The following is a 26,309-nucleotide window of genomic DNA, read 5'->3' on the forward strand; positions in this document are numbered from 1 at the left end:
CCCGGGTCTCGCCCACACCCCGGCGTAGACCCGCGAGCACCCCGGGGTCTCGGCGCGAACCCGGGGTCTCGGGGCGTCAGGCGTGGGCGATCAGGGGCGGGTGAGGCGGGCGAGGGCGTCGACGAAGGCGTCGACGTCGGACTCCTCGGTGTCGAAACCGCACATCCAGCGCACCTCGCGGCGGGCGGCGTCCCAGTCGTAGAAGCGGAACACGTCGCGGAGCTGATCGGCGATGCCCTCGGGCAGGGTCGCGAACACGCCGTTCGCCTGCGTCGGCTGCGTGAACTCCACCCCGACGATCGATCCGTCGGCGAGACCGTCCTCGATCCGCCCGCGGAGCCGGGCCGCCATGGCGTTGGCATGCCGGGCGTTGCGCAGCCAGAGGTCGCCGTCGAGCAGCGCGATGAGCTGCGCCGAGACGAAGCGCATCTTCGACGAGAGCTGCATGTTGAACTTGCGCGCGTAGTTGAGGCCCACGGCGGCGTCCGGGTTCAGCACGACGATGGCCTCGCCGAGCATGGCGCCGTTCTTCGTGCCGCCGAAGGTCAGCACGTCCACCCCGGCGTCGGTCGTGAACGCCCGCAGCGGCAGATCCAGGGCGGCGGCCGCGTTCGACAGGCGCGCGCCATCGACGTGCAGCTTCATGCCGCGCGCGTGGACGTGATCTGCGATCGTGCGGATCTCTTCCGCGGTGTACAGCGTGCCGAGCTCGGTGGACTGCGTGATCGAGACCACGAGCGGCTGTGCGCGGTGCTCGTCGCCCCAGCCCCAGGCCTCGCGGTCGATGAGCTCGGGGGTGAGCTTGCCGTCGTCGGTGGGGACGGTGAGGAGCTTGAAGCCGCCGATCTTCTCCGGCGCTCCGCCCTCGTCGACGTTGATGTGCGCGGTCGAGGCCGCGATCACGGCCCCCCAGCGCGGCAGCATCGACTGCAGGCCGGTGACGTTCGCGCCGGTGCCGTTGAACACGGGGAACGCGGCGGCGGTGTCGCCGAAGTGCGCCTGGAACACCTCCTGCAGGCGGGCGGTGTAGGCGTCCTCGCCGTAGGCCACCTGATGGCCCCCGTTCGCGGCCGCGAGGGCCGCCAGGACCTCGGGGTGGATGCCGGAGTAGTTGTCACTGGCGAAGCCCCGGATGGCGGGGTCGTGCGGGATGCTCACCGGACAAGCCTAATCGCCTTCCCCTACCGGATGTCCGAGGCCCGCTCTACCCTCGAACCCATGGAACGCAGTGCGGCGAAGACCGCTTTCGCGAACGTCCTCGTCAACACGTTGATCGCCAACGTCACGACGAGCTTCCTGTGGTTCGCCCTCACCTTCTGGGTCTACATCGAGACCCGGTCGGTGCTGGCCACGGGCATCATCGGCGGTGCCTACATGCTGTTCGTCGCGTTCTTCGCGATGGTGTTCGGCACCATCGTCGACCGTCATCGCAAGCACCGCGTCATGCTCCTGTCGAGCGTCATCTCGGCGGCGGCGTTCCTCGTCGCGGGCGTTCTCTACCTGTGGCAGCCCGAGGCCTCCCTGCTCGACCTCGGCGGGCCGTGGTTCTGGCTGTTCTCCGGCGTCATCCTGTTCGGCGGGGTGATCGAGCAGCTCCGCAACATCGCGCTGTCCACCACGGTGACGCTGCTGGTGCCGGAGGAGAAGCGCGCCAACGCCAACGGTCTCGTCGGCACGGTGCAGGGGCTCGCCTTCCTCGTCACGAGCGTCTTCTCCGGCCTCTCCATCGGCTTCCTCGGCATGGGGTGGACCCTGGGGATCGCGATCGTGGCGATGGCCCTCACCTTCGCGCACCTGCTGTTCATCCGGATCCCGGAGTCCGAGCCCGAGGTCGATCCGGAGGCGAAGAGCGCCGTCGACGTCCGCGGCAGCGTCCAGGCCATCCGCCAGGCGCCCGGACTGTTCGCGCTCATCGTCTTCTCGACCTTCAACAACCTCATCGGCGGCGTCTACATGGCGCTCATGGATCCGTACGGGCTCACGCTGTTCGACGCGCAGATGTGGGGGTTCGCCCTGGCCTTCGCGTCGACCGGATTCCTGATCGGCGGGGGACTGGTGGCCAAGTTCGGCCTCGGCAGGAAGCCCGTGCGCACGATGCTGCTCATCGTGATCGCGATGGGACTCCTCGGGGCGATCTTCATGCTGCGCGAATGGTGGCCGCTGTACGTCCTCGGCATGTGGGTGTACATGGCGCTCGTGCCGCCCGTCGAGGCCGCGGAGCAGACCGTGATCCAGAAGGTCGTCCCGTTCGCGCGCCAGGGACGGGTGTTCGGCACCGCGGCCGCGATGGAGGCGGCGGCGGCCCCGATCACCGCGTTCCTCATCGCCCCGATCGCCGAGTTCCTCGTGATCCCGTACATGGACAGCGCGCAGGGGCAGCGGCAGTGGGGGTGGCTCCTCGGCGAAGGTGAGGCGCGCGGCATCGCGCTGATCTGCCTCTTCGCGGGGCTGATCATGGTGGTGGCCGCGACCCTTGCCTTCTTCACCCGGTCGTACCGCACCCTCACCGAGCTGTACGCGACCGCCCCCGATCCGGCTCCGGAGGAGGCTCCCGAACCCGCAGCCGACGCCGTGGACGAAGCGGGCGACGGCCCGCACACGTTCCGTGACGCCCCGCCGATCGTCCCCGGCATACCGCCCGAGCCCCGGTGATCGTCCGACGAGCGGGACTCAGCTCAGGTCGAGCACCCGGTCGTTGAGGTCCGCGGCGTCGGTGTCCCAGAGCCCCACGAGACGCGCCGCGAGGACATCGGGGTCGAGGGCCTTGGCGCGGAACACGACGGCAGCGGCCCGCAGCGGTTCGTCGGCCTCGCGCGCCGCCTTGGCGTACCCCTGGGCGACGGCACGGGTCCAGGCCTCGCTCGCTGCCTTGACCGCTGCATAGTTCGCTCCGCCGGCGAGGGGGCGTGCGACGGCGGTCGACGACACGATCGCGAATCGTCCGGCGGCGGAGGCACGCAGGGGGGCGTCGAAGGCGCGGCTCGTCGCCCGCACCGCCTCCAGCGCCGGCAGCAACGTCGCGAAGTCGTCGTCGGTCTGCCCGGCAAGCCCGCCGCCGCCCCGCCAGCCGCCCACGAGGGGCACGACCGCATCGACCGTCTCGAGGCGATCGGCGAGCGCCGTCATCTCGGCGAGGGAGGTCGCATCGGCGAGCTCGGTCTCGGCGCCTGCATCGGCCAGCGGACGCAGCCGCTCGTCCGTGCGGCCGGTGGCGATCACGCGGGCCCCGGCATCGCGCAGTGCCCTCGTCGCCGCGAGGCCCGCCGCGCTCGTGGCCCCCGCCAGCACGACCACACGGCCCTGCGGTCCCTCGATCTTCGGCGTCGTCATGCGGTGTCCTCTCGGTCGGAGATGCCTCTGCGGCCGGACCCGGGATCCGGGTCTCCGGCCGCAGAGGTGGTGCGCCCCAGCGTCACAACGATGCGATGCGGATCAGTCGTCCGTACCGCGGATGCCGACCGTCGACTCGATGACCGGCTTCATCTTCTTGTCGAGCGTCTCGAAGAACATCGACAGCGGGAACTCGTCGTCGAGGACCGCGTCGGTGTAGCCCTTCGGAGCCCCGGCGAGGATCTCGTCCGACAGGCCGCGCGCCCACTGCGAGGCAGGATGCGGGGTCAGCGTGCCGCGGACCAGCTCGTACGCGGCGAGCCAGTGCGCGACCTTGGGGCGGTCGATCGAGTGCCAGTACAGGTCGTCGATCGCGTCGCCGAGGGCCACGACCGCATCCGGCACGTTCTCCCAGTCGAAGGCCAGCGCCGTGTCGGTCCAGTGCAGCACGCCCCGCTGGTGCAGCCACGCGAACAGGAGCTGACCGCCGACCGCGTCGTAGTTGCGCACGCGCGTGCCGGTGATGGCGAAGCGGAAGATGCGGTCGAAGATCACGGCGTACTGCACGAGGTGCGCGTACTCGTGCATCTCCCGCTCGGTCTCCGTGAGCTCCTCGCCCGCGGCGACCCGGGCATCCAGGGCCCGCTCGATCTTCACCGACTCGCGGAACGCCGTCATGTCGCAGCGCATCTCCTCCAGCGAGTAGAGGAAGAACGGCATCCGCTGCTTGATCATGAACGGGTCGAAGGGCAGGTCTCCGCGCATGTGGGTGCGGTCGTGGATGATGTCCCACATCACGAAGGTCTTCTCGGCGACCTCCTGATCCTCCAGCATCGCCGCCGCACGCTCGGGGAGGTCGAGGTTGGTGATCTCTGAGGCCGCGCGGACCACGCGGCGGAAACGGGCGGCCTCACGGTCCTGGAAGATCGCGCCCCAGGTGAAGGTCGGGATCTCGCGCATGGCGACGGTCTCCGGGAAGAGCACCGCGGAGTTCGTGTCGTAGCCGGGCGTGAAGTCCACGAGGCGCAGCGAGACGAAGAGCTTGTTGCCGTAGTCGCCGGCCTCGAGCGCGGCGATGAACTCCGGCCAGATGGTCTCGACGATGAGCGCCTCGACCAGGCGGTCGCTGGAGCCGTTCTGCGTGTACATCGGGAAGACCACGAGGTGGCGGATCCCGTCGATGCGGTGCTGCTGCGGCTGGAACGCCACGAGCGAGTCGAGGAAGTCCGGCACGCCGAAGTCCTCGGCCGCCCAGCGCTCGAAGTCGGCGACGGAGGCGGCGAGGTAGTCCGCGTCGTGGGGGAAGGCGGGGGCCAGTGCCCGGATCGCGGCGGTGATCTGCCCGACGAGCGCGGTCGCCTGGTCCCGGGTCGCTGAGCTCGTCGAAGCGCCAGGGATCGAGCCGTCCTTGATCTGCAGCTCACGGAGGGCGATCGCGGCCTGCTTGAGCTGTGCCCAGGCGGCGGAGTTCTCCGCGATCGACGCATCCTCGACGACCTCGGGTTCGCCGACGACGGCCTGAACAGCGGAACTGTTGGCGGAAACGAGGGACATCGGAACCTCCGATCGCAGTGAAAAACGGAAAGATTCCGGTGATAACGGAATCCTGACGATAATCTTACAGCCATGGATGATTCTGTCGACCGTGCGATCCTGGCGACCATCTCTCGTGACGGGCGGGCGACGCTGTCGCAGCTCTCCGACGCCGTCGGGCTGTCGGTGTCGGCGGTGCAGTCCCGGCTGCGGCGGCTCGAGACCCGCGGCGTCATCACCGGCTACCGCGCGATCCTCGACCCCGAGCAGGCGGGCACTCCGTTGTCCGCCTTCATCGAGATCACGCCGCTCGATCCCGCCCAGCCCGACAACGCCCCCGAGCTCCTGGAGCACCTCGACGCGATCGAGGCCTGCCACTCCATCGCCGGCGACGCGAGCTACATGCTCTTCGTCCGCGTGCCGACGCCGCGCGACCTGGAGCAACTCGTCCGCGACGTCCGGCTCGCGGCGAACGTGAGTACGCGCACGACCGTGGTCCTGCAGACCTACTACGAGCACCGGCCGATCATCCCGGTCTCGACCGCCGAGTAGGGCGGCGTCAGAGCAGCGCGCCGACGAGCGCCTCGCCCAAGGGCGTGCGCACGTGCTGCCTGCGGGAGCCGTCCCGCTCGCTCGCCACGAGCCCGGCGTCCCGCAGCACGGTGAGATGGTGTGACGCCGTCGACAGCGCGAGCCCCGCATCGGCGGCCACCTCCGAGGTCGTGCGCGGCGATCCCGCGGTGAGAAGGATGCCGGCGCGCGCCGGGCCGAGCAGGGCGCCCAGGACGGCCACGGTCTCGGTGGTGTCCCGTGCCCACCCCGCGGTCACGCCACGGGCGGGATAGAACAGCGTCGGCTGTGCCGGCGGCTCGGTGAGCACCAGGCAGCCCCAGGACGAGAGGACGGAGGGCACCAGCACGAGACCGCTGCCGCGGCAGTCCACGTCCTCGCTTTGCCGACGGAGCGAGACCCGCACCGCACCCGCGCCCCACGAGACCTGGGGATGGAGGGCGCCGGCCATCCCGGCGATGCCGGTCGTCGCGATCACCCGGGCACGAACGGCGATGTCGGCCCGGAGGAGGCGCTCCAGCTGAGGCCAGGCCGGAGCCAACGCGGCCTCCCAGACCTCCTCCCAGGCATCGGCGATCATCGCACGGGCGCGCTGGGGCCGGTCGGACAGGTCGCGCAGGGCCTGACGCTGTGCGCCCGTCGAACGCTGGATCCTCTTGCCGAGGTCGACGCGCAGCGGGTCGAGCGCCGCCTCCCGCAGGGCGGCGAGTTCGTCCTCGGGGGTCAGATCGTCGCGTGGAGTGCTGGTGAGGAAGTCCGGGAGGTAGCCGTCGTCGCCGATCACCGTCGCGAGGAGCGCGAAGGCGTCGCGCGGCAGCCCCTCCCGCGCGGTGCGGAGCCACCCCCACTGCAGGGGGTGCGCCGCCGGGCGGAGGAGCACGCGTACCGCATGCGCCAGTTCGTGCCCGGGGGAGATGCCGAACCGCACGGCCTGGATGTCGCCGGGACTCAGGTGGAACTCGACCCGGTGATCCGGGTGGTCGACGCCCTCGACCGGCGCGGAGTTTCGATCCACATCGAAACTCTAGGAGGTGCGACGCGTGCTGTCGACACTGGGTTCATGACCGAGATCCCCGTTCCCGCCCTTGTCTCGAGTGGCGCGATCCGCATCGGCGCCGGGCGCAGCCGCCGATTCGTCGGCGCCGACCACGGAGCCGCCGTCTCCTACTTCTTCGTCGAGAACCAGCCAGGGGAGGGGCCGGGGCTGCACTGGCACCCCTACTCTGAGACCTGGATCGTGCTCGAGGGCACGGTGCGGATCCGGATCGGCGACGACGCCCTCATCGCGCGAGCCGGAGATACCGCCACCGCGCCCGCTTTCACGCCACACTGCTTCACCAACGCGGGGACCGGGCTCCTCCGGATCCTCTGCATCCACGCGTCCGACACGATCATCCAGACGTTCCTCGACGAGGACTGAGAGCGGAGACCACCATGTCCTTCCAGGCATACCTCGACAAGGTCGAGACCCAGACCGGCCTCACGCCGCGGCAGTTCATCGACCTCGCCCACGAGCAGGGGTTCGACGAGAGCACGAAGTCCACCGTCGTCCTGAACTGGCTCAAGCAGGAGTACGGCCTCGGCCACGGCCACGCGCAGGCGATGGTCCACGTCATCCTCAAGGGGCCGAAGATCAGCGACAAGCACGTCGGCACGACCGGGTCGCATGCCGACAAGACCGACGAGCTCTGGCTCGACGGCAAGGACAGCAACCCGCACCGCTGAGTTTGCCGCCTCGCCGCGACGACTAGGATTCCGTGGATGGCAGCATCCTCCCAGCGTAAGAAGAAGTCCGGTCGTCGCACCCCGCCGCGCACCAGCGGCAACCCGGCCAAGCGGCCGGTCGTCGAGGCGGGTCCCGTGACGATCGGCGACTGGATCGGTGCGGCACGTCTGCGCACGCTGCCCCTCGCGATCGCCCCCGTCGTCATCGGTACGGGAGCCGCGCGGAGCACGGGTCCCGAGTTCCACTGGGTGATCGCGCTCGCGTGCCTCGCCGTGGCCGTCCTGCTGCAGATCGGCGTGAACTTCACCAACGACTACAGCGATGGCATCCGCGGCACCGATGCCCATCGGGTCGGCCCGGCGCGGCTCACGGCCTCCGGCCGCGTGAAGCCGCGCACGGTGCTCGTCATCGGCCTCGTCTTCTTCGCGCTCGCCGCGGTGGTCGGCGTCGCGATCGTCGTGCGCACCGAACAGTGGTGGATGCTCGCGGTCGGCGCGGCCTGCATCGTCGCCGCGTGGTTCTACACCGGGGGCAAGAGGCCCTACGGGTACTACGGCCTCGGCGAGGTCTTCGTCTTCGTGTTCTTCGGGCTCGTCGCCACTCTCGGCACCACCTGGGTGCAGGTCTTCCTGCTCCCGCAGCAGGCCTGGCTGGGGGCGATCGCCGCCGGACTGTTCGCCTGCGCCGTGCTCCTGGCCAACAACCTCCGCGACATCGATCAGGACCGCGAGGTCGGCAAGCGCACGCTGACGGTCCTCATCGGACGCCGGGCCACGCAGGTCCTCTTCACGCTCTTCGTGCTCGTGCCGTTCGGCATCGCCGTGTTCCTCGCGTTGCTGTTCCCGATCGCCTGGCTCGCGCTGCTTGCGCTCCTGGCCGGTCTCCCCGCGATCGTGATCGTCTGGACCTACCGGCAGCCGCGGGAACTGGTGATCGCCCTCGCGCTCACCTCTCTGACCTCACTGCTCTACGCCGGCGCCCTGTTCTGGGCCTTCGCTGGTTGAGCCGCCCCCGGTCACCCGCGCCTCGCCGGGCACAGCTTCGGAGCGCGCGACGGACACGCCGTCGTCTCGGACCTATCCTTGGGCGCGCCGTGCGGTCGCTCCGAAGTCGTGCCCGGCGACCCGGGCGCAGGGACCGAGATGCCGGTCGAACTTATGGGTCAGCCGAGAGTTTTGAGACTCGGTCCAACAATCGGATCTGCCTCGGGTCTCCGAAGCTGTGTACGGCGGTCCCGCGTCAGGGGCGGTCGTCGGGGGCGCGGTCGACGAGTTCGTCCTCCGCGTCGGCGTCGGCCTGCTGCCCGGAGATCTTGCCCTGCCGGCGCTCGTGCAGGCGCGCGGAGGCGTCGGAGAGCGGGGTGCGGAGGAACAGCATCGAGATGCTCGCGCCGATGAGGGCCGCGAAGATCGCCGCCAGCCACCAGAACTCGCGGAAGATCGGGAAGAAGAACCACAGGATGGCCAGCGGGACGAGGAACGCCAGTAGGCGCAGCACGGTGTAGACGAGGAGGGGGGCGGGCTTCTTCACCCCCTCAGTCTACGTTCGCTGCTCCGTGCTCCCGCTGTGACGCCGGAGCCCGAGGGGCGCGAACGGGATCCCCCGCACGACGCGTCGCCACGGATGCTCGCCCAGGGTCCACAGCAGCTCATCATCCGGGTCGAGGGCCAGATCCTCGCAGCCGACGGGCAGCGCCACGGGGTGTCTGGTGAGGGCCTGGCGAGGTCCCGACCACAGCACCCCGGGGCGCAGGTGGTCCGACTGCGACACGAGATAGCGGTCGCCCCACCGCACGGCTCCCTGCATATGCCGGATGCCGGGGGTGAAGCGCTCGAGCTCGACGAATCCGGCGGTGGAGTCTTCGGGGATCGCGAACTCGCCGACCATCCCGGTCTCCTGACCCCGGTACTCGCCGATGAGCACGCGGGGGAGCGGTGTCCCGTCCGCGTCGAACACCCGACCGACGAAGGAGCACCGGAGGGCGACGGGATGACGGCGGGTCCGCACCGCGACCACGGTCGTCCGTCGGTCCCGACGGCGTGCCCCGCCGCGCACCCGCTGGGCGTCGGCGCCGTGCACACGTCGAAGTGCGCCGAGGTCGAACTCCCAGATGCCCTGCCCCGTCGCGGCGACGAACAGCCGGTCTCCGAACCAGGCGAGACCGCCCGCGTGGATCGGGGCCGGCTGAAGGGCATCGTTCTCGTCGGTGACGGCCAGCACGATGTCGATACGGCGGGCGCGTTCGCGATCCACGAGGGTCACCCGGGAGGCGAGGTGGCGCCCTGAGGCATCCTGGCGGAACCAGCTCACCGCGAGCGCTCGCCGTCCACGGCGCTTCCCGACGTCGATGCCCTGGGGGTACCACCGCTGCGTCCAGGAACGCGCGGTCAGCCAGCGCACCTCGACGCCGCCGCTCCGACGACGCCGCAGCACCGGTCGCGAGATCGTGTTCCAGGGCCACCGCATGCCTCCATCGTCCCCGATCCGACGGTGGTGTGCGAATATTCACGGATTGACCTAGGTCGATTCGCGCGATCGAACAGACAGTTGTATCGTGTTACGTGTTGAGTGCTGATCTTCATGGAGTCGCTCTCGACGACGCCTCGCGGTCCGCTGGTGGGGGCCAGTACTGCCGCGGGGCGGCCGACGCCTCACGGCGGCGGTTCACCGGGTGTTCGCATCCGGCAGTGCAACGCACTGGGGGTGTGGCTCGTTCGGGTGCGGGCCACACCTCAGCGTTCGCCTCGCGCCGTCACCGGACGTTCACCCCGCGGTCGCTCTCCGGCCACCGTCGCCTGTCACGATGACGAGCCGTATCGTCCATCCCGGGAGCCCCGTGCGCACGCCCCTCGTCACCGTCATCCTGCCTGCCAAGGACGCCGGTCCATACATCGGCACCACGCTGGAGACGCTCACCCGGCAGTTCGATGATCCGGCCGCCCTCAAGCTCGTGGCGATAGACGACGGCTCGCGAGACGACACCGGCGCGCTCCTGGGGCACTACGCGGGCCGGTTCCCGCACGCCGAAGTGCTGCGGAACCCCGAGCCGCGCGGGCTCGCCTCGGCACGCAACCAGGGGCTCGCGCATGTGGAGGGCGAGGCGTTCTGCTTCGTCGACGGCGACGACTGGATGCAGCCGCAGCGCCTCGCGGTGCTCGCCGCGCGTCTGCGAGAGCTCCGCTGCGACTTCCTCCGGACGGATCATGTGACCGTCTCCGGGATGCGGCGCGCGCTCGTGCGTGCTCCGTATCCGTGGCGGGAACGGGTCGTGCCGCCCCGGGAGGCGATCCTCCCGGTCGATGAGCCGAGCATGGTGGACTACCCGTTCGCCTGGGCGGGACTGCTGCACCGCCGCATGCTCGACCGCGGGCTGGCCGCATTCCCCTCCGGCCTCTTCACGGCCGAGGACCGCCCATGGGTCTGGCGCCTGCATCTGGAGGCCGCCTCGTTCGCCGTGGTGGACGCCCCGGCGCTGCTCTACCGACGTGGCGTCGAGAGCTCCCTCACCCAGGTGCACGACCGCCGCCAGCTCGACTTCGCCCCGGCGCTGACCCAGGTGCTCGACCTCGTCCGGGCGGACCGCGAGACCGACCGCTTCCTTCCGAAGGCCGTCTGGACCGCGCTCGCCCTCAGCGCGCATCACCTGGTGCGCTCACGGCGCATGCCGCCGCCCGTGCGGAGGGAGATGCGCCGGCGGATCCGGCTGCTGGTGCAAGACCTCCCCGCCGCGGAGGTCGCCGGGGTGCTCGCCCGGCTCGACGGTCCACGGCGGCGGGTGCTGGCGCGCAGCCTGCGCCGCGGAGGTCACGCCGGATGAGTCGCCTCTTCGCCCTGCACAGCGCCTACGGACTCGCGACGGCGGCCGCCGCGATCGACGCCGGCCTGCTCGACGAGGGCGCCGACGGCGACGGTCGGATGGCGGAGCGGGTGCTCGTGCCGTTCACCTCGTCGCGCGTCCCGGAGACGGTCGTGGGCATCGCCGAGGATCCTGCGCTGGGCTCTCTCCGCGGCCGCTTCGATCGGGTGGAGGCGCTGGCCGACGTGCTCGGTCCCCTGCATCCGAGTGCCTGGGAGCCGACGGACGCCGACCTCCCCGTCGTGGGCCGACTTCTCGCGCGCGCCTGGCGGTTCGACCCCCGCGAGGTCGAGCTGTTCGTGCAGAGCCCTCAGGTCGCGCCGGCCCGCACACTCCTCTCGATGTTCCCGGAGGCCAGGGTGACCATCGTCGGCGACGGCCTCATGACCTACGCGCCGATGCGGGTCCGGCTGCCGCATGCGGTTTCCGCACGCATCGAGCGCGTCGTGTACGCCGACGTGGTGCCCGGCGTCCGTCCGCTGGCGGGGTCTCCGCACGCGGTGCCTGTCCCGGTGCCTCCCGAGTCCTTCGCCGCCGCTCTGCGCGAGACGGGTGAATCCTCAGAGGGCCCCGCTGCCGCAGGGCCGGCGACCGTTCTCGTGCTCGGACAGTACCTCGCAGCTCTCGGCCTCCTGACCACGGCCGAGGAGATCGCGCTCCAACAGCGCCTGGTCGACCGGGCGGTGGAAGAGCACGCGGAGCGCATCGTCTTCAAGCCCCATCCCGCGGCACCGCCGCAGCTCGCCCACGCCGTGCGCGCGCATGCCGAGAGTCGCGGACTGGGGTTCGTGGAGGAGCGCGGCCGCCTGCCTGCCGAACTCCTGGCGGAGCGCCTCGACGCACGCGCCGTCGTGGCGACCTTCTCGACGGCTCTGCCCACGGTCCGTACCCTGTTCGGGCGGACGATCGGTGCCGCAGGCACGACGGAACTGCTCCGCACCCTCGCCCCGGTGGAGAACAGCAACCGCATCCCCCTGACGATCGTCGATGCCCTCACCAGGACCCCCTCGCCCTACGCCGACGCGGATCGGCTGCAGCTCCTCGTCGACGCGGTGGGCTACGTGATGCAGCCGGAGATCGCGGGACACCTCCGCGTCCGGGCCGAGGAGCTGCTCGACGGCCTCGACGACGAGGAACGTCGCCGCTACTTCGCCCCCGACCGGTTGGCTGCGCTCGCCCTTCCCGGGGGCTCGGCACCGCGCGGCGCGCGCGGCCTGCTGCGTCCGCGCGGAGGCGTGGGTCGGGTCGAGGAATGGCGGCTCACGGCTGTCGGCGCCCGCCGCCGCGCGGGCCGAGCCTGGCGGGAGATCCGGGGACGATGAGGAGACACGACATGGACGAACCCGTGCAGCCGGCGGTGGCGATCATCCCCGCGCGGGGCGGGTCGAAGCAGATCCCGAGGAAGAACCTCGAGCGTGTCGGAGGGGTTCCACTGGTGGCCAGGGCCGTGCACGCCGCGCGGGCGGCGGCGTGCTTCGATCTCGTGGTCGTCTCGACCGACGACGACGAGATCGCCGCGGTGGCCGAGGAGGCGGGCGCACGGGTGGTCCGGCGCCCGGCCGAGCTCTCCGGAGACACCGCGGCCTCGGAGGCGGCGATCCTCCATGCACTCGATGACCTGGAGAGCAACGGCGAGCGTTTCGAGATCGTCGCCTTCCTGCAGGCCACCTCGCCCTTCCTCCCGAGCGCGGCGCTGGCGGGTGCCGTCGGCGACGTGCGGCGGGGACGGTCGGACAGCGTCTTCTCCGCCGTAGAGACCTACGGCTTCCTCTGGCGACGGCGGGCCGACGGTACCGCCGAGGCCATCAACCACGAGGCCGGCCACCGCCCTCGCCGCCAGGACCGCGAGCCGCACTACCTGGAGACCGGAGCCTTCTACGTGTTCCGCGTCGACGGGTTCCGCGCCCATCGACACCGCTTCTTCGGGCGGACTGGGATCGCTCCCGTGCCCGAGGAGACGGCGATCGAGATCGACGACGCCGCTCAGCTCCAGGCCGCGCGGGCCCTCGCCGTCCTGCACGAACGGCCAGGGCGCATCCCCGCCCGCGCCGTGGTCACCGACTTCGACGGGGTGCACACCGACGACACGGCGATCATCGACGCCGCGGGTGGGGAGCGGGTGCGGGTCAGCCGGGAGGACGGGATGGGCGTCGCGCTGCTCCGGCGGGCCGGAGTGCCCATGCTCATCCTCTCCACCGAGGTGAACGCGGTGGTGCGCGCTCGCGCCGACAAGCTCCGCGTCCCCGTCCTGCACGGGATCGATGACAAGGAGTCCGCGCTCCGGCAGTGGGCCGGAGAGCAGGATGTGTCGCTCGCCGACGTCGCCTACCTCGGCAACGACGTCAACGACCTTCCCGCGATGCGGATCGTGGGCTGGCCGGTCGCCGTCGCGGACGCGCACCCGCTCGTCCGGGCGGAGGCGCGCGTCGTGCTGGGGAGGCGAGGCGGCGACGGGGCCGTGCGCGAGCTCGTCGAGCGGGTGTTGTCGAGCTGACCGCCCCCGGTAACCGTCCGGTCGGCCGGTGTTCACCCGCGGCCCGTACTCAGGAAGGACGGGGTGGAAGACCGCTCGACGACCGGAGGAATCATGACTGTCAGCATCGGATCGCATGTGATCGGCGGCGGCCGTCCCGCCTACGTCATCGCGGAGATCGGCCTCAACCACAACGGCGACGTCGACATCGCCAAGCGCCTCATCGACGTCGCGGCCCGAGCCGGCGCGGACGCGGTGAAGTTCCAGAAGCGCACGCCAGAGATCTCCACGCCGGAGCACATGCGCGACGTGCCGCGGGAGACGCCGTGGGGAACGATGACGTACCTCGACTATCGCCGTCGGGTGGAGTTCGGCCGCGACGAGTACGTCGAGATCGGCGACCACGCCACGATGCAGGGCCTGGACTGGTTCGCCTCGCCGTGGGACGTGCCGAGCGTCGCGTTCCTCGAAGACCTCCACGTCGTGGCGCACAAGGTCGCCTCGGCGAGCCTGACCGACACGGAACTGCTCGTCGCGCTGCGGGAGACCGGGAAGCCCGTCATCCTCTCCACGGGCATGTCCACCATGGAGCAGATCGATCGTGCGTTGGACACGCTCGGCACCGACCGCGTCGTCCTCATGCACGCGACCTCGACCTACCCCCTCGAGCCCGAGGAGGCGAACCTGCGGGTGATCGCGACCCTGCGGGACCGCTATCCCGGGATCCCCGTCGGCTACTCGGGACATGAGCGCGGCCTGCAGATCTCGCTCGCCGCGGTCGCGATGGGGGCGGTCGCCGTGGAGCGTCACATCACGCTGGACCGGACGATGTGGGGCTCCGACCACGCCGCATCCCTGGAGCCCGGAGGGCTGGAGCACCTGGTCCGCGACATCCGGGTCATCGAGAGCGCGGTGGGCGACGGCGTCAAGCGCGTGTTCGACAGCGAGCGCGCGCCGATGGCGAAGCTCCGCCGCGTGCCCGCATGACCGCCGGCGCCGGGATGCGTGTGGTCGCCATCGCGGACGCCGACTCGTTCGTGAAGTGGGCGGCATCCCTGCTGGGGGCCGTGCCCGGCCTGCGGCCGCAGCTCCTGCTGGTGCGCACGCCGCTGACGGTGAGCGGAGCGCAGCAGGATGCGGCATTGGCGGGCACCGGCCTCGATGCCGATGCCGTCACCCGGCTCGACCTCGACCGCGTGGCCGGATGGCTCGAGGTCGAGCGCCCTGACGTTGTGCTGCTCGCCGGGCGGGGACCGTTCGTCCGGCTCCTCGGCCGAGTCGTCGATGCGCTGCCGCATCGCCCCGTGACCGTCTCCGGGCTTCCCGGCATGGCGATCCCCGCCCAGCGCGGGGCGCTCGACTACCGGCGACACACCGACCTGCTGGTCGTGCACTCCCACCGCGAGCGCCGAGCGTTCGCCGACCTCGGCGAGCGCATCGGGGTGCAGATGCCGATCGCGCTGGCGACCCTCCCCTTCGCGCGGGGTCGCGAGCGGTGGGGCGGCAGCCGTCTCCGGGAGTCCGGGGCAGCCGGATCCCTCTCCGCGGGGACGGGCGGAGTCGCTCTCGCGGAGCGTCGTGTCGCCCCGACGCCGGCGGCGCTCCGGCGGCCCGGGGCGACGGACGTCGTCTTCGCCGCGCAGGCCCTCGTGCCCGCCCGCCCCGAGCAGCGAGCGGCGATCGCCGCCCTGCTCGTGCGCGCCGCGGAGGCCGACCCGTCGCGCCGGGTGGTCGTGAAGCTGCGGTCCCGGCCGGGGGAGGCCGAGACCCACCTCGACCGTGATCCGTACACCCGGCTCTTCGCCGGGGGCCGCCCGGCGAACCTCGTGTTCTCGCACGTGCCGATGGCGACCGCTCTCGAGTCCGCCGCCGGCCTGGTCACGGTGAGCTCGACGGCTGCGGTCGAGGCGCTGGCCCACGGGGTCCCGGTGATCGCGCTCGACCGCTTCGGGGTGCACAAGAGCCTGCTCAACACGGTCTTCATCGGAAGCGGTCTGCTGGGCGGCGCGGGCGAGGTCGTCGCCGGCCGATTCCGCCACCCGCACCCGTCCTGGCTCCGCGACAACTACTTCCACGCGGAGGCGGAGTCGGACTGGTGGGACCGGGCACAGGAGCTCGTGGCCCTGCGGAGGGCCGGGGCCCTGCCGCATCGCCGGGTTCCCGCGGCCCGGGGTGGGACCTGGCATGAGGCCTGGCATCGCGCGAGCGTGCTCGGCCGCACGGACCGCTCCCTCACCGGCCGCCTCGCGCTCGCCGCCGGCGTGCCCGCGACGCGTGCGCTCTCGGTGCTGCGTTCGGGCCGGCGTCGGAGCGGTCAGGACACCTGGGCCGACCCGGCCACGGACTACACGCTCGAACCAAACCCGTTCCAGGACTCGATCCGCCGCTGAGTCGCGGCCGGTCCGCGCTCAGACCGTGCGCCAGTCATGGCTCTCGATCGCCGCACCCGCCTGTGGCCCCATCTGCAGCATCCCGCCGTCGATCACGACCGAGGCCCCCGAGATGTAGGCGGCCTCCGGCGAGGCGAGGAAGGCGATCAGGGCGGCAACCTCGCGCGCGTCGCCGGGGCGCCCGAGCGGGATGCCGGGGCGGTCCTCGGCGTGCGGGTCGGTGTCGGTCTGCCCGGTCATCGGGGTCGCGATCTCGCCCGGGGCGACGCTGACGGCGCTGATCCCGTACCGGCCGAGCTCGAGCGCGAGGTTCTTCATGAGCCCGCCGAGGCCGTGCTTGGCGGTGTCATACGCGCTCGCACCCACCATCGGCTGGTGCTCGTGCACGCTGGTCACGGAGATGAGCCGCCCCCCGCGCCCCGCGGCGACCATCGAACGGGCCGCCCGCTGCAGGCAGACGAAGGCGCCGGTGAGGTCGGTGTCGAGCACCCGGTTCCACTCGTCGAGCGTCACGTCGAGGAACGGAGTCTGGAGCCCGGCGCCGGCGTTGTTGACGAACACGTCGACGCCCCCGAGCTCTGCGATCAGCCCGTCGACCACGTCGCCGCACGCGGGGATGTCGGAGACGTCGAGCTGTGTCACCACCGCGCGGGCGCCGTGGCTGCGCACCTCGTCCGCGGTGTCCTGGGCACCGGCCTCGTCGCTGTGCCAGGTGATGCCGACGTCGATGCCCGCTGCGGCGAGGGCGACGGCGGTGGCCCGGCCGATCCCGGAGTCGGCCCCGGTCACGATCGCGCGGCGGGCCTCGGCCTCCAGCCGTGCCTGCGGGTCTCCGGCCTCCGCCATCGGCGTCGGGGTCTTGTCGTTGTGCTGAGATTCGGACATGTCGGCCTCCTGCTCGGGCGTCATCGGTGCGAGCGACGGTACGGGGGCGGCGCGGCGCGGTCGAACCGGTTGACGACGAGCGACCGCGACGCTAGCCCTCCGCGTCATCCGGCGACTCATAGCGTTATCCCAGGGAACGGTCCTGGTGGGGATGATCACGGCCGGGTAACGTCGACCCCATCGCGGCGATCCGGGCGGTCCCGGGCCCCGGCTCATATCCGGAGGCGTTGCGGGTTCGACTCCCGCCGTCGCGTCCACTTCGGAAGCCCCGTCTGCCCCTGGATATCAGAGCTGGCGGGGCTTCTTCGTGCTCGCGGTGGCGTCTCGTGACAACGAAACAGCAACACTCGACGACGCGCGAGCCTGATCCAGGGCGTCCGAAACGGCCTCGAGATCGTCGTCGAACAGGTCGGCGTAGACGTCGAGGGTCATCGCCGCGGACTTATGGCCGAGCATCCGCTGCACGGCCTTCACGTTCGCGCCGGCCGAGATCGCGAGCGACGCCGCGGTGTGCCGGAGGTCGTGGATGGTCATGCGGGGGAGTCCTGCTGTTTCGAGTGCGGTCATGAACCATGACCGGGATCCTTCGCTGGTGCGTGGTCGTGGCACGTGCACGAGCCCGTCTCCGAACAGCAGCGCGTCGCGGCTCTTGCCCTCGCACTCGACCGCGATAGGTAGCGAGAGGAACCGCGGGAAGGGCACGCTGCGTCGTTCGTGCGTCTTCGGTGTACCGACGTGGATCGTCGCGCCGACGCGTACGGCGTTCTCCTGGACGCTCAGTCGCCGTTTCAGTGCGTCTACGTCCCGGACCCTCAGGCCGGTGAGTTCGCCCCATCTGAGGCCCGTGTACGCCGCGGTGAGGATGAGCGTGGAGTGCTCCCCGGATGCCGCGGCGAGAGCGTCGACCTGCTCGTGCGACAGGTAGACATGGGGCTTCGACACCTTCCGAGGGAGGTTGTCGAGCCCGCGCGCGACGTTCTGAGTCACGCGGCGGTCACGGAGTGCGACGTCAAGGATCGCCGCGAGGACGCCGTGGGCGCGCAGGACGACGGTCGCGGACTTCGGCTTCGACGCCATGCCGGCCGTCCGCGCCGTCTCGCGGCGTGCGCTCGGCGCTGTTCCGTCCGATAGTTGCCGCACCCACTCCCGGACGGCGGAGTGCTGCACAGCCGCGACAGGGGTCTCGCCCCATCTCGGCTCGACGTAGACCCTCCAAGCGTCCGAGACTGCCCGGAACGTCGAGGGCTTCAGGCTGGCCTCCTTGTCCCGCAGCCATGCCTCCCCGAGAGTGCTGATCGTGACCTTCGCCGTCGACGGGTTCACGTACTCGCCACGGCCCTTCGAGACCTCGACCTCGGCGAGACGCAGCTCGGCCGCTCGTTTAGTCGTGAACCCGCGCTCGGTGGTCTGAGAGTGGTCAGGGCGCCGGTACGAGATCCGGTAGAGCTTGCGCCCCGCCTTCGTCTCGTAGGCGTGAACGCTACCCAAGGTCGGGCACCTCAATGCCTAGAGCGCGCATCACAACGACGTGATCCTCGAGTGCCTGCCTGTCGGATTCCCAGGATTCCTCGAGGCGCTTCCTCATGGCGATATCAGCCGCGTCGTGCGCCTCGAAGCCGATGAGCTCCTCGCTGGATATCTCGATCGTGGCCAGAAGGCGGCGATAAGTGCGGAGCGCGGCAAGCTGTGCGAACGCCTGATCGGCGGAGGGCGGCTGTCGACTCTGGACCCACGCTTGTTCGGCGGAGAGCGCGTCCATAACGCCGACCTCCCGATCGCCGACAGAGACGGTCCCTGAGGGATCGTCTAGAGGTACCAGCAGCGCGACGAGCGGCACTCGCAAGGCGCGGGCGATGGCCCAGAGCTGCATCACCCCGACATCTTTCCTGCGCCCGTACTCGATATTGGCGATCACGTCACGGGTGATCGCGGGGTCGTGAGACATGTCCGCGAGCGCCTCTGCAGACCAGCCGTTCATGCGGCGGTAGTGGCTGACGCGCTCTCCAAGGTTCCTCACCGTGAACACAATACGGTCACGCATTGCGGAATTCCACCACAGGGCGTAGTTTGTGTTGAAACACCACAGAACGGCGCGATAGCCGCCGCGACACCAGAAAGGTCCCTCATGGACGAGCAGTACCTCACCCCGACGCAGGCAGCCGAGCTGATGCCCGGCATGACCGTGGAGCATCTCGCGCAGCTTCGGTTCACCGGCAAGGGACCGAAGTTCCTGAAGCCGACGCCGCGCAAGGTCTTCTACCGGCGTCGCGACATCATCGACTGGCTCGAGGCGTCGGAGCGCACGAGCACGGCGAAGGCGGTCTGATCATGGCCGCCGCAAACGAGGAAACCCCCGGCCTGGCCGCCGAGGGTTTCGAGAACATCCCCAACACCGCAGAGGAGCAGGAAATGAACGATTCCACCGTAGACCAGACCGCCGACAACTGCGAGGGCGCCTTCGGAGTCCCTACGATCGCCGAGATCCGCGAGCGGAATATCGCCGCCCGGTCCGCATGGCTTGCAGAGCACCCCGAGGTTGCGGCGTTGAAGCCCGACTGGGCCGAGACGCTGGATGTCGACGACCTGGATGGCGTCGATGGTGTCGACCTCTGGGCAGAACGAGACTTCGGGCCTGTGCGGCTCATCGCCCACGCCTCCTACTTGGATGGTCGAGTGACGTGGGATGGCGAAGTGACCACTCCGAACGTCGTCGTCGAGCGCGACTACGTCGAAGAACTGACCGTCACGCAGATGCGGGAGCTCGCGTCGGCGCTCATGGCGGCGATCCCTCTCGTCGAGGCGGCGACAGCATGACCGCCCCCGTGGTCGTCGTCGAGGCCGCGGGGATCACCGTCCGCCAGTCAGAGCCGATGACGCGCTCTGAGGCTCGACGCATCGGGCTTCGGCTACTGGAAGCCGCGACGGCCCCGGAGCGCGTCATTCGGCGGCGTGTGACCGTAGACGAGGCATTCCGGGACCGCGAAGGAGGTGTGTAGCGTGTGGCCCGCACATCCATCCGACAGATCCTACGAAGCGGAGCGATCACTCGGTACGAACTCACTCCCGGTCAAGCACTGGTGCTCCTCGCGCTCGCCGATCGCTCTGATGCCACGGGCGAGTGCTGGCCGTCGCAGGAGCGTCTTGCTGCGGATCTCAGGATGTCCCGACTGGGCGTGCGAAAGTCGATCGGCGTGCTCGTCGAGAAGCGCATCGTCGAGATCGTCGACAAGGGCGGCCCGCGCCGGTCTGCTCGATATCGGATCACTCTCCCGTCCTACTTACGGGCAACTGTGTAACCCGTATCTCCGGACAGTTACGGGCAACTATCGCGCCCGTAGAGCGGTCAGCGTTATGGGTAACTGTGTTGCCACGAAGGTAGTAACTACTCGCGTCACACGCTCTACCGTGGCGTTGCGCGCCCTTCCGGGCGCACTCCGTTCGCTCCGCTCACTGTGCTCGATTCTCATCGCCCCCGGAGGGATTCATGGAGGCGGCCATCGCTTGCGATGGTCGTTCCCCCCAGCGGGGGGCGGAGGGGGGAGAGACCCCGAGGCGGTCGCGAGCTATCGGCTCACGACCCAGCGTGCTCGCGATAGCAGGCTGATGATGGATCGGTGCCAGCACGGTCGCTTCCGCCGGCCGGCCGACGGTCCTGCAGGTGCTCTCGTCGTGGCCGCCGCCCAGCCCAGCCATACGACGCGCGCGAGCAACCGGCATCCGTTGCCGGTAGGTCGATTCGCCGACACGGTGTCGGGAGGTGCGTCGTGAGCGGCTCGTTTCCACCCCCGGTCCGCATCGACGGATCCCACCCGGCGGGCTGTGAGTGCCCCGCGTGCAAGCTGGAACGCGTTCGCGGGCAGGCCGCGAACTACCGTCGGCGTCTCGCGGTCGAGAAGGCGAATTCGCGAGCGTGGCTTGACCGGTTCCTCCTCGGGTGGCTCGTCAACGTCAAGGAGTTCGACGAGCACATCGGTCTCGACAAAGTGACTCGGGAGGATGGCTTGTTGGACTTCGAACTCCTCGAGAGCGAGCTCCGGCAGCTTCTCGCTGAGCGCCCGTATCTCGCGGCACCATGACTGATATTCACCAGTCCGTCGCGGCCGGGTGGTACTCTCGCCGCGACGGACATGGTGATCGCCGGAGGTGTCCCACACTCACGTCAGAACTCCCCCGGGTGGGGAACACGCAGCGGGCCCGCGGCCCCGCGTGACGCATACCACCTAGGAGAGATCCATGTTCAGCCCATTCGGCAACACCGGGGACGCAAGCTCAGCCCCCGACTTCCTGGCCCGCGCCGCCGCCGCCGGCTTCACGGCCCGCGACCAGCAGCCCCAGCCGCGGAAGCACCTCAGCGTCGCTGTGCGCGCACGCAGTGCTCAGCCGGCCAGCACGTCGCAGCAGAGCGCCGAGGACGCGCTCTATGCCGCCGCGTGGGGAAGCGACCCCGAGCCCACGTACAGCGCGCCGGTCGCCGCAGCCCCCCGGCCGGCGCCGCGCGCGGCCACGATGAACGACCGGCAGCTCGCTGCACTGGCGGGCTGGGATGCGCCCGCCGACGATGGCGAAGACCGCTTCCCCGGGAAGGGGTGCTGACATGGCGCACTACATGCTCGGTCGCCCGGAGTACCGAACCACCGTTCAGATGCTCGTCGCGGATACCCAGAGCGGAGACGTCTACCTGAAGCGGGTCGGCGCGCCCGTCCCGGCGAACGCGCACGAAGACTGGATTCAGCGCATGATCGCGCTCGGCATGATCGAGAAGATCGAGGAGGCCGCCTGATGCTCGACCTCGATAGCCCCATCACGCTGGTCGGTCTCGCCGAGTTCGAGGCTCACGCGAGCCTGGTCGGACTCGAACTGCCTGAGGCGGTCTCGAAGGCACGCCACCTCCTCGATGTCTCTGAGCGAGAGAAGACCACCGCCTCGCGCCCAGTGTTCGGGATGACGGATAAGCAGCTCCGCGACTACATCACCGAGAGATCGATCGCGACCCACCAGGGGTACAGCGGCAGCACTCGGGGGCTCGAGAGCGGGGTCGCCGAGGTGCAACAGCAGATCCTCGTCGAGCTGCGTACCGAGATCGCACCGCACCTCGATGAGATGGTCACGCAACTGCAGCCCGAGTTCGACCGCATCGTCGAGCCCATCGTCCGCGGTGCGCAGACCTACGGGTTCGCGATGTCGATGACCTCCGACGACGTGATCGACATGGCAGACGAGACTGCATCTGCTACCTGGCGTGAGTCCAAAGCTGCTTGGTCGGCGGTCCGGCCGATCGCGAAGTTCCGGCAGGTCCTGTCGAAGACGTTCGCGGTCAGCCCCACCCTCGACGATCTCGAGCGGCAGGCGCTCATCGGCGCTCGCGTCGGATCCGCCGTCGACATGTCGGTAGCGTTCGCAGCCGGGAACAACTGGCACACCGACGGGACCTACTACGTCGACAACCGCATCGGCGGAGCAATCGACTGGTTCGCGGTCGCGGCCGGCGGACTTCACCTCAACACGCCGACCGAGGTCGACGAGAAGCTACGTTCCCGCGAGGCGGCTCTCGCGAGGGACCTCGGCGACCTCTAACGACCATGACTCTCGTGCCCGCTGCCCGCCCGCCGGTTCTTCCTTCTCCGGCTTGGGGCCTGCGAGCACGAGGTTCGGGGCTGTGTGTCAACACGGTCGACCGAGCACCCCTGGGGGCCAGCGCTGGGCGGGGCTGGCCCCCACACTCATACTCGCTGCGCATGGACAGGACACACCCGATGATCGCAACGCATGAACACCCCACCCCCCGAAAAATCCAGGAACACGGTCGGGGGCGGACGACAGCCCGGGGGAGCCGTCCTCTCTCCCCGGGCTCGGAACGCGCTTTTTTTACCACCCCTGGCGGTTCCGCAGACCCTGTTGTGGCCCGGAATGACGCGGATGCCGCCGTTCGGGTCTCTCCCCTTCTCGTGACCCAGATTCGGCTGCTCAACTCGCTGGAGGTGACCTGCGATGCGCGCGGCTGAGATCGAGGCACTGTTCACAGCCAACGTGGACCAGATCGTCAAGGCCGACAAGCTCATCAAGGACACCGGGCAGCGTGTCGAGAAGAACCCCATCAAGCTCGACGCGAACGGCAAGCCCGCACTCGAGAGCATGGACCGGGTCGAGGCGGCGGCGAAGAAGCTCGTGTCAAAGGACACGCTGCTGACGGTCGACGCGAACATCGAGCGCGGCGAGAAGTCCCTCGACCGGGTCCAGAAGCGGCTCGACTACCTCCGATCCGTCGAGACGACGATGGACGTGAAGGCTGACATCGCCCGTGCTGAGGCGTCGCTGTCCAAGGTGAAGCGGAATCTCGACGGCCTGAAGGCCGCGCGCGCGACGATGGAGGTCGACGCCGACACGTCCGAGGCGGAGGCGGAGCTGAAGAAGCTCCCCGCCAAGGCGCAGTCCGCCGGCGACGACGCGGGCAAGGGGTTCGTCGGATCTCTCGATTCCGCGACGCGGGGTGCTGGCGAGAAGGTCGGGCAGGCTGTCGGTGACGGCGTCGAGGAGACGCTCATCAAGGCTCTGTCCGCGATCCCGGTGGCAGGAGGTATCGTCCTCGCTGGTGTCGCCATCGGCAAGGCTCTCATCAGTGGCCTGAACGATGGCCTGCAGATCGAGGTCGGGTACGACCGTCTGCAGGCCCTCACCGGCGTCGACGAGGCGACCGCCCTCCGGCTGGGGCGCGCCGCCGGCGAAGCCTACGCGAACAACTTCGGCGAGTCCGTCGAGTCGAACATGGACGCGACCCGGCTCGCCCTGCAGTTCCGGATCATCGACCCGGCGGCGACGACTCGGGACGCGCAGCTCGTCGTGCAGAGCCTCGCGGGCATCGCCGATGTACTCGGTCAGGACGTGCAGCCTGTCGCCGCGGCTGTGTCGAGCATGCTCAGTAGCGGTGTCGCCAGTTCGGCGCAGGAGGCGTTCGATGTCCTCGCTGCCGGCGCGCGCAATGGAGTCGACCGGGCCGAGGACCTCCTCGACACGTTCACCGAGTACCCGGCCCTGTTCCAGCGGCTCGGCCTTTCCGGGCCGGAAGCGCTCGGTCTCATCAACCAGGGACTACAGGCGGGGGCGCGGAACAGCGACCTCGCGGCGGACGCCCTGAAGGAGTTCCAGATCCGGGCGACGGACGCCTCGGAACTCTCGGCGCAGGGGTTCCGGGCTCTCGGACTCGATGCGGAGGACATGACGGCGAAGATCGCGCTCGGCGGCGAGGGCGCACGGGAGGGTCTGGAGCAGGTGCTGACCGCGCTTCGCGACATGGAGCCCGGCGTCGAGCGGAACAACGCCGCGATCGCCCTGTTCGGCAACCAGGCGGAGGATCTCGGCGACGCTCTGTTCGCGATGGACCTCTCGTCGGCGGTCGCCGAGCTCGGCACCGTCACGGGTGCTGCTCAGCAGATGTTCGACACCCTCGCCGGGAACGACGCATCGAAGATCGAGCAGGCGCAGCGGAACATCGAGGTCGCCGTCGACGGCATCAAGGGCGCGCTCGCGGGCGCGTTTTCGGAGCCGCTCGGCGATTTCGCCGATTGGGTGTCTCAGAACCGGGGACCGCTGCTGCAGTTCTTCTCCGACCTCGTGAACAGCGCCATCGACTTCGGGGTCACCGCCACGGAGGCGTTCGGGTCGTTCGTGTCCGGTCCGCTGGCCGAGGTCGTGGACGGCGTCGCTGGCATCGTGGACTTCTTCAACGGCGCCGAGGGCCGACCGAAGGAGCTCGACGATCTCGCCGACGGCATGCGCGGATTCGAGTCCAGCACGGACGACGCGGTCGTCAAGCTCGAGCAGATGCGGGACCAGTTCAACGGTTTCGCGGATGGTCAAATCGCGCTCGGGTACGTCAACGACGCAGCCCTGCGCACCGCGGAAGCCGTCGAGAAGGTGGGCGAGTCGGCAACCAAGGGCCGAGACATGCTGAACGACTTCACAGTCGCGCAGGACGGCACGGTCCGGGCGACGGGCGAGCTGAGGACTCAGCTCGACGCCTCGGCCGAGGCTCTGCGCGCGGAGTACGACGCGGCCATCGCGGCCGGCGAGTCGCAGGACAACCTCCGAGGCCGGTACAACTCGACCCGTGACGCGCTGATGAACCAGCTCACGACGATGGGGCTCACGCAGGAGCAGGCTCAGGCGCTCATCGACACGGTGTTGCAGACGCCGGAGGAAGCGTCGACCAAGTTCACCTCGAACGCAGACTCGGAGCGCGGGAAGGTCGAGCGTCTCGGCGGGAAGATCATCACCCTTCCCGACGGGAGCTCGGTGATCTACGCGAACACGAAGCCGGCACAGGATGCGCTGGACTACTTCATCCAGCAGGGCAACAACCGGGTCATCCGCGTCAAGGTCGCGGCCGATGGTGGCTCTATCCGGATGGGGTCGATCACGGTCGCCCCGCAACACGACGGCGCCATCGTCGAGATGATGGCGGCGGGCGGGCTCCGGGGGCGCACGCTGACGCCGATGGCACGCCGCGCGCAGATGGTGCCGGCGAGCACCTGGCGGGTCGTGGGTGATCGCTCCGATGTGCCGGAGGCGTACATCCCGCTCGACGGTTCGCCCCGCTCGATCGGCCTGCTTCTCGAGGCGTTCCGGCGCATGCCGAACATGGAGGGCATGGCCGCCGGCGGCGTGGTCAGCCCCGCTGGTGTGGCTCCGGTCGCGCCGACAGTGACCGCCAACTTCAACGGCCCGCTGTACTCTTACGATCCGACGGCGGTCGGTCGGGAGGCGCGCGACAAGCTCGCGCAGCTCCTCGCCGCGATGCCGCGCTCGTAAGGAGGCCGACGGTGACGAGAGTCGAGAGGATCCCGACCCAGGCGTGGCGTGAGTTTGATCGCCTGCGCAAGGTCGAAGACCAGCCCAGCCTGCAGGCGTGGATCCGCCGCAACGCCTCCCGAGCAGGGTACGTCGAGCGGTGCGTCCTCGAGCTCCTCGCGGGAGCCGCCGCGGCAGGCGTCCTCGACGGGAGCAACTTCTACCGATTGTTGCCCACGCAATCGTCCCCCGACGCCGAGCTCCTCGCCGGCCGCCTGGTGTCCACATCCGCCAACCGGGATCATGCGACGACTGAGGCGCTGGTGGACACCTGGTCGGGCCTACCGGCCGAGGAACGGGAACGAGTGCTGCTCAGCCTCGTCGCCGCCTGGGCCCACGGCGGCTCCACGACCTGAGTGCACGCCGCGCTCTCATGCCCCCGCGTCCTGACTCTCCGGACGCGGGGGCATCTGCCGTACTGGGCAGATACCGAATAGCGTCGAACGCATGGAACTGAACGACCCGAATCTGCCGGACTCGGCGAACCGGTGGCTCCTCGCCTCATCCGATCAGGTACAAGCGCTCGGCATCCAATGGCACGACGACCCCGAGTCGGCGAACATGTCCGACATCGTGGACACGCTCCTCGCGATCACCGAAGCCCAGGCGAGGATCATCGCCACCCTCGACCTCCGCATCCAAGCGCTCGAGAAGCGGTGACCGCACCGCACCCCCTCAGAAAATCCAGGCTCCAGAGGCGAG

29 protein-coding genes and 1 tRNA gene are annotated in these 26,309 nt (G+C 69.9%); 21 read left to right on the forward strand and 9 right to left on the reverse strand.

Annotation, left to right across the window (positions count from 1 at the left end):
- Positions 1-90: 90 nt before the first annotated feature.
- Positions 91-1,158, reverse strand: a complete 1,068-nt coding sequence (locus B2W79_RS00715; protein WP_292785993.1) for a threonine aldolase family protein — start codon at positions 1,156-1,158, stop codon at positions 91-93.
- A 60-nt stretch (positions 1,159-1,218) separates the two neighbouring features.
- On the opposite strand from B2W79_RS00715, the gene B2W79_RS00720 reads away from it, so the two are divergent.
- Complete coding sequence (locus B2W79_RS00720; RefSeq protein WP_292785995.1) at positions 1,219-2,652, forward strand: MFS transporter; 1,434 nt, start codon at positions 1,219-1,221, stop codon at positions 2,650-2,652.
- A gap of 18 nt (positions 2,653-2,670) precedes the next feature.
- On the opposite strand, the gene B2W79_RS00725 is transcribed toward B2W79_RS00720, so the two are convergent.
- Together B2W79_RS00725 and B2W79_RS00730 are read right to left on the reverse strand one after the other, a co-directional pair.
- Entirely contained in the window at positions 2,671-3,330 is a 660-nt protein-coding gene (locus B2W79_RS00725) for an SDR family NAD(P)-dependent oxidoreductase (protein ID WP_292785997.1), read from the reverse strand.
- 102 nt (positions 3,331-3,432) lie between these two features.
- Positions 3,433-4,884, reverse strand: a complete 1,452-nt coding sequence (locus tag B2W79_RS00730; RefSeq protein ID WP_292785999.1) for a DUF6421 family protein — start codon at positions 4,882-4,884, stop codon at positions 3,433-3,435.
- 72 nt (positions 4,885-4,956) lie between these two features.
- Between B2W79_RS00730 and B2W79_RS00735 the strand changes: the two genes are divergently transcribed.
- On the forward strand, positions 4,957-5,415 hold the full coding sequence (locus B2W79_RS00735) for an Lrp/AsnC family transcriptional regulator (protein WP_060922394.1): 459 nt from the start codon (positions 4,957-4,959) through the stop codon (positions 5,413-5,415).
- 7 nt (positions 5,416-5,422) lie between these two features.
- On the opposite strand, the gene B2W79_RS00740 is transcribed toward B2W79_RS00735, so the two are convergent.
- Positions 5,423-6,448, reverse strand: coding sequence for an ArsR/SmtB family transcription factor (locus tag B2W79_RS00740; RefSeq protein WP_292786001.1), 1,026 nt, complete (start codon positions 6,446-6,448; stop codon positions 5,423-5,425).
- Between the two features lie 45 nt (positions 6,449-6,493).
- On the opposite strand from B2W79_RS00740, the gene B2W79_RS00745 reads away from it, so the two are divergent.
- Genes B2W79_RS00745 through B2W79_RS00755 form a run of 3 tightly spaced genes read left to right on the forward strand, consistent with a single transcriptional unit; the run spans position 6,494 to position 8,163 of the window.
- Entirely contained in the window at positions 6,494-6,853 is a 360-nt protein-coding gene (locus B2W79_RS00745) for a cupin domain-containing protein (RefSeq protein WP_071328989.1), read from the forward strand.
- Positions 6,854-6,867: 14 nt separating this feature from the next.
- Positions 6,868-7,158 (forward strand): DUF4287 domain-containing protein, encoded by a 291-nt coding sequence (locus tag B2W79_RS00750; protein WP_292786005.1) that lies wholly within the window; start codon positions 6,868-6,870, stop codon positions 7,156-7,158.
- Positions 7,159-7,194: 36 nt separating this feature from the next.
- Positions 7,195-8,163: a 1,4-dihydroxy-2-naphthoate polyprenyltransferase gene (locus B2W79_RS00755; RefSeq protein WP_071328987.1), complete on the forward strand. Its 969-nt coding sequence runs from the start codon at positions 7,195-7,197 to the stop codon at positions 8,161-8,163.
- 235 nt (positions 8,164-8,398) lie between these two features.
- On the opposite strand, the gene B2W79_RS00760 is transcribed toward B2W79_RS00755, so the two are convergent.
- On the reverse strand, positions 8,399-8,689 hold the full coding sequence (locus tag B2W79_RS00760; RefSeq protein WP_071328986.1) for a DUF4229 domain-containing protein: 291 nt from the start codon (positions 8,687-8,689) through the stop codon (positions 8,399-8,401).
- A gap of 9 nt (positions 8,690-8,698) precedes the next feature.
- A complete protein-coding gene (locus B2W79_RS00765) occupies positions 8,699-9,625 on the reverse strand; it encodes a hypothetical protein (RefSeq protein ID WP_292786009.1) in 927 nt (308 codons plus the stop codon).
- Between the two features lie 337 nt (positions 9,626-9,962).
- Between B2W79_RS00765 and B2W79_RS00770 the strand changes: the two genes are divergently transcribed.
- The 5 genes from B2W79_RS00770 to B2W79_RS00790 all read left to right on the forward strand — a co-directional run bounded on the left by B2W79_RS00770 (position 9,963) and on the right by B2W79_RS00790 (position 15,878).
- The gene (locus B2W79_RS00770) at positions 9,963-10,976 is read left to right on the forward strand and encodes a glycosyltransferase family 2 protein (protein WP_292786010.1); all 1,014 of its coding nucleotides are present in this window, start codon (positions 9,963-9,965) and stop codon (positions 10,974-10,976) included.
- Positions 10,973-12,337 carry a polysialyltransferase family glycosyltransferase gene (locus B2W79_RS00775; protein ID WP_292786011.1) on the forward strand — a complete coding sequence of 455 codons (1,365 nt, stop codon included), beginning with the start codon at positions 10,973-10,975 and terminating at the stop codon, positions 12,335-12,337. Before B2W79_RS00770 ends, B2W79_RS00775 begins: the two co-directional genes overlap by 4 nt.
- Positions 12,338-12,348: 11 nt before the next feature.
- On the forward strand, positions 12,349-13,509 hold the full coding sequence (locus B2W79_RS00780; protein WP_292786013.1) for an acylneuraminate cytidylyltransferase: 1,161 nt from the start codon (positions 12,349-12,351) through the stop codon (positions 13,507-13,509).
- A gap of 93 nt (positions 13,510-13,602) precedes the next feature.
- A complete protein-coding gene (locus B2W79_RS00785) occupies positions 13,603-14,475 on the forward strand; it encodes an N-acetylneuraminate synthase family protein (protein ID WP_025102446.1) in 873 nt (290 codons plus the stop codon).
- Positions 14,472-15,878 (forward strand): DUF6716 putative glycosyltransferase, encoded by a 1,407-nt coding sequence (locus B2W79_RS00790; protein ID WP_292786017.1) that lies wholly within the window; start codon positions 14,472-14,474, stop codon positions 15,876-15,878. The genes B2W79_RS00785 and B2W79_RS00790 overlap by 4 nt, the downstream gene beginning before the upstream one ends.
- Before the next feature lie 18 nt (positions 15,879-15,896).
- Here B2W79_RS00790 and B2W79_RS00795 read toward each other — a convergent pair whose 3' ends face one another.
- The gene (locus B2W79_RS00795; RefSeq protein WP_071329133.1) at positions 15,897-16,724 is read right to left on the reverse strand and encodes an SDR family oxidoreductase; all 828 of its coding nucleotides are present in this window, start codon (positions 16,722-16,724) and stop codon (positions 15,897-15,899) included.
- A 220-nt stretch (positions 16,725-16,944) separates the two neighbouring features.
- On the opposite strand from B2W79_RS00795, the gene B2W79_RS00800 reads away from it, so the two are divergent.
- Positions 16,945-17,020: transfer RNA gene (locus B2W79_RS00800), tRNA-Met, on the forward strand.
- Between the two features lie 28 nt (positions 17,021-17,048).
- Here B2W79_RS00800 and B2W79_RS00805 read toward each other — a convergent pair.
- The gene (locus tag B2W79_RS00805) at positions 17,049-18,251 is read right to left on the reverse strand and encodes a tyrosine-type recombinase/integrase (RefSeq protein WP_292786019.1); all 1,203 of its coding nucleotides are present in this window, start codon (positions 18,249-18,251) and stop codon (positions 17,049-17,051) included.
- On the reverse strand, positions 18,244-18,804 hold the full coding sequence (locus tag B2W79_RS00810) for a helix-turn-helix domain-containing protein (protein WP_292786020.1): 561 nt from the start codon (positions 18,802-18,804) through the stop codon (positions 18,244-18,246). The genes B2W79_RS00805 and B2W79_RS00810 overlap by 8 nt, the downstream gene beginning before the upstream one ends.
- Positions 18,805-18,888: 84 nt before the next feature.
- On the opposite strand from B2W79_RS00810, the gene B2W79_RS00815 reads away from it, so the two are divergent.
- From B2W79_RS00815 to B2W79_RS00855, 10 genes are all read left to right on the forward strand, one after another.
- Complete coding sequence (locus tag B2W79_RS00815) at positions 18,889-19,089, forward strand: helix-turn-helix transcriptional regulator (protein ID WP_292786021.1); 201 nt, start codon at positions 18,889-18,891, stop codon at positions 19,087-19,089.
- Positions 19,090-19,091: 2 nt separating this feature from the next.
- Complete coding sequence (locus B2W79_RS00820) at positions 19,092-19,577, forward strand: hypothetical protein (RefSeq protein WP_292786023.1); 486 nt, start codon at positions 19,092-19,094, stop codon at positions 19,575-19,577.
- A 185-nt stretch (positions 19,578-19,762) separates the two neighbouring features.
- Entirely contained in the window at positions 19,763-20,059 is a 297-nt protein-coding gene (locus tag B2W79_RS17620) for a helix-turn-helix domain-containing protein (protein WP_313391127.1), read from the forward strand.
- A 468-nt stretch (positions 20,060-20,527) separates the two neighbouring features.
- Entirely contained in the window at positions 20,528-20,839 is a 312-nt protein-coding gene (locus B2W79_RS00825; RefSeq protein ID WP_292786025.1) for a hypothetical protein, read from the forward strand.
- 157 nt (positions 20,840-20,996) lie between these two features.
- On the forward strand, positions 20,997-21,356 hold the full coding sequence (locus B2W79_RS00830; RefSeq protein ID WP_292786027.1) for a hypothetical protein: 360 nt from the start codon (positions 20,997-20,999) through the stop codon (positions 21,354-21,356).
- Position 21,357: 1 nt separating this feature from the next.
- Positions 21,358-21,543, forward strand: a complete 186-nt coding sequence (locus B2W79_RS00835) for a hypothetical protein (RefSeq protein WP_292786029.1) — start codon at positions 21,358-21,360, stop codon at positions 21,541-21,543.
- A complete protein-coding gene (locus B2W79_RS00840) occupies positions 21,543-22,337 on the forward strand; it encodes a hypothetical protein (RefSeq protein WP_292786031.1) in 795 nt (264 codons plus the stop codon). Before B2W79_RS00835 ends, B2W79_RS00840 begins: the two co-directional genes overlap by 1 nt.
- A gap of 414 nt (positions 22,338-22,751) precedes the next feature.
- Positions 22,752-25,568, forward strand: coding sequence for a phage tail tape measure protein (locus B2W79_RS00845; RefSeq protein ID WP_292786033.1), 2,817 nt, complete (start codon positions 22,752-22,754; stop codon positions 25,566-25,568).
- 11 nt (positions 25,569-25,579) lie between these two features.
- Entirely contained in the window at positions 25,580-25,963 is a 384-nt protein-coding gene (locus tag B2W79_RS00850; RefSeq protein ID WP_292786035.1) for a hypothetical protein, read from the forward strand.
- Positions 25,964-26,054: 91 nt separating this feature from the next.
- Positions 26,055-26,267: a hypothetical protein gene (locus tag B2W79_RS00855; protein WP_292786037.1), complete on the forward strand. Its 213-nt coding sequence runs from the start codon at positions 26,055-26,057 to the stop codon at positions 26,265-26,267.
- Positions 26,268-26,309 lie beyond the last annotated feature (42 nt).

The organism is Microbacterium sp. UBA7513, from assembly GCF_002478345.1.
Taxonomy (GTDB): domain Bacteria; phylum Actinomycetota; class Actinomycetes; order Actinomycetales; family Microbacteriaceae; genus Microbacterium.

Excerpts from the sequence above, each read along its gene's own strand:
- B2W79_RS00780 (WP_292786013.1), top strand. The coding sequence starts at position 12,349 with ATGGACGAACCCGTGCAGCCGGCGGTGGCGATCATCCCCGCGCGGGGC.
- B2W79_RS00745 (WP_071328989.1), top strand. The coding sequence starts at position 6,494 with ATGACCGAGATCCCCGTTCCCGCCCTTGTCTCGAGTGGCGCGATCCGC.
- B2W79_RS00765 (WP_292786009.1), bottom strand. The coding sequence starts at position 9,625 with ATGCGGTGGCCCTGGAACACGATCTCGCGACCGGTGCTGCGGCGTCGT.
- B2W79_RS00775 (WP_292786011.1), top strand. The coding sequence starts at position 10,973 with ATGAGTCGCCTCTTCGCCCTGCACAGCGCCTACGGACTCGCGACGGCG.
- B2W79_RS00755 (WP_071328987.1), top strand. The coding sequence starts at position 7,195 with ATGGCAGCATCCTCCCAGCGTAAGAAGAAGTCCGGTCGTCGCACCCCG.
- B2W79_RS00810 (WP_292786020.1), bottom strand. The coding sequence starts at position 18,804 with ATGCGTGACCGTATTGTGTTCACGGTGAGGAACCTTGGAGAGCGCGTC.
- B2W79_RS00750 (WP_292786005.1), top strand. The coding sequence starts at position 6,868 with ATGTCCTTCCAGGCATACCTCGACAAGGTCGAGACCCAGACCGGCCTC.
- B2W79_RS00735 (WP_060922394.1), top strand. The coding sequence starts at position 4,957 with ATGGATGATTCTGTCGACCGTGCGATCCTGGCGACCATCTCTCGTGAC.
- B2W79_RS00790 (WP_292786017.1), top strand. The coding sequence starts at position 14,472 with ATGACCGCCGGCGCCGGGATGCGTGTGGTCGCCATCGCGGACGCCGAC.
- B2W79_RS00725 (WP_292785997.1), bottom strand. The coding sequence starts at position 3,330 with ATGACGACGCCGAAGATCGAGGGACCGCAGGGCCGTGTGGTCGTGCTG.
- B2W79_RS00855 (WP_292786037.1), top strand. The coding sequence starts at position 26,055 with ATGGAACTGAACGACCCGAATCTGCCGGACTCGGCGAACCGGTGGCTC.
- B2W79_RS00770 (WP_292786010.1), top strand. The coding sequence starts at position 9,963 with ATGACGAGCCGTATCGTCCATCCCGGGAGCCCCGTGCGCACGCCCCTC.
- B2W79_RS00815 (WP_292786021.1), top strand. The coding sequence starts at position 18,889 with ATGGACGAGCAGTACCTCACCCCGACGCAGGCAGCCGAGCTGATGCCC.
- B2W79_RS00820 (WP_292786023.1), top strand. The coding sequence starts at position 19,092 with ATGGCCGCCGCAAACGAGGAAACCCCCGGCCTGGCCGCCGAGGGTTTC.
- B2W79_RS00830 (WP_292786027.1), top strand. The coding sequence starts at position 20,997 with ATGTTCAGCCCATTCGGCAACACCGGGGACGCAAGCTCAGCCCCCGAC.
- B2W79_RS00720 (WP_292785995.1), top strand. The coding sequence starts at position 1,219 with ATGGAACGCAGTGCGGCGAAGACCGCTTTCGCGAACGTCCTCGTCAAC.
- B2W79_RS00785 (WP_025102446.1), top strand. The coding sequence starts at position 13,603 with ATGACTGTCAGCATCGGATCGCATGTGATCGGCGGCGGCCGTCCCGCC.
- B2W79_RS00845 (WP_292786033.1), top strand. The coding sequence starts at position 22,752 with ATGCGCGCGGCTGAGATCGAGGCACTGTTCACAGCCAACGTGGACCAG.
- B2W79_RS00835 (WP_292786029.1), top strand. The coding sequence starts at position 21,358 with ATGGCGCACTACATGCTCGGTCGCCCGGAGTACCGAACCACCGTTCAG.
- B2W79_RS00840 (WP_292786031.1), top strand. The coding sequence starts at position 21,543 with ATGCTCGACCTCGATAGCCCCATCACGCTGGTCGGTCTCGCCGAGTTC.
- B2W79_RS00795 (WP_071329133.1), bottom strand. The coding sequence starts at position 16,724 with ATGGCGGAGGCCGGAGACCCGCAGGCACGGCTGGAGGCCGAGGCCCGC.
- B2W79_RS00730 (WP_292785999.1), bottom strand. The coding sequence starts at position 4,884 with ATGTCCCTCGTTTCCGCCAACAGTTCCGCTGTTCAGGCCGTCGTCGGC.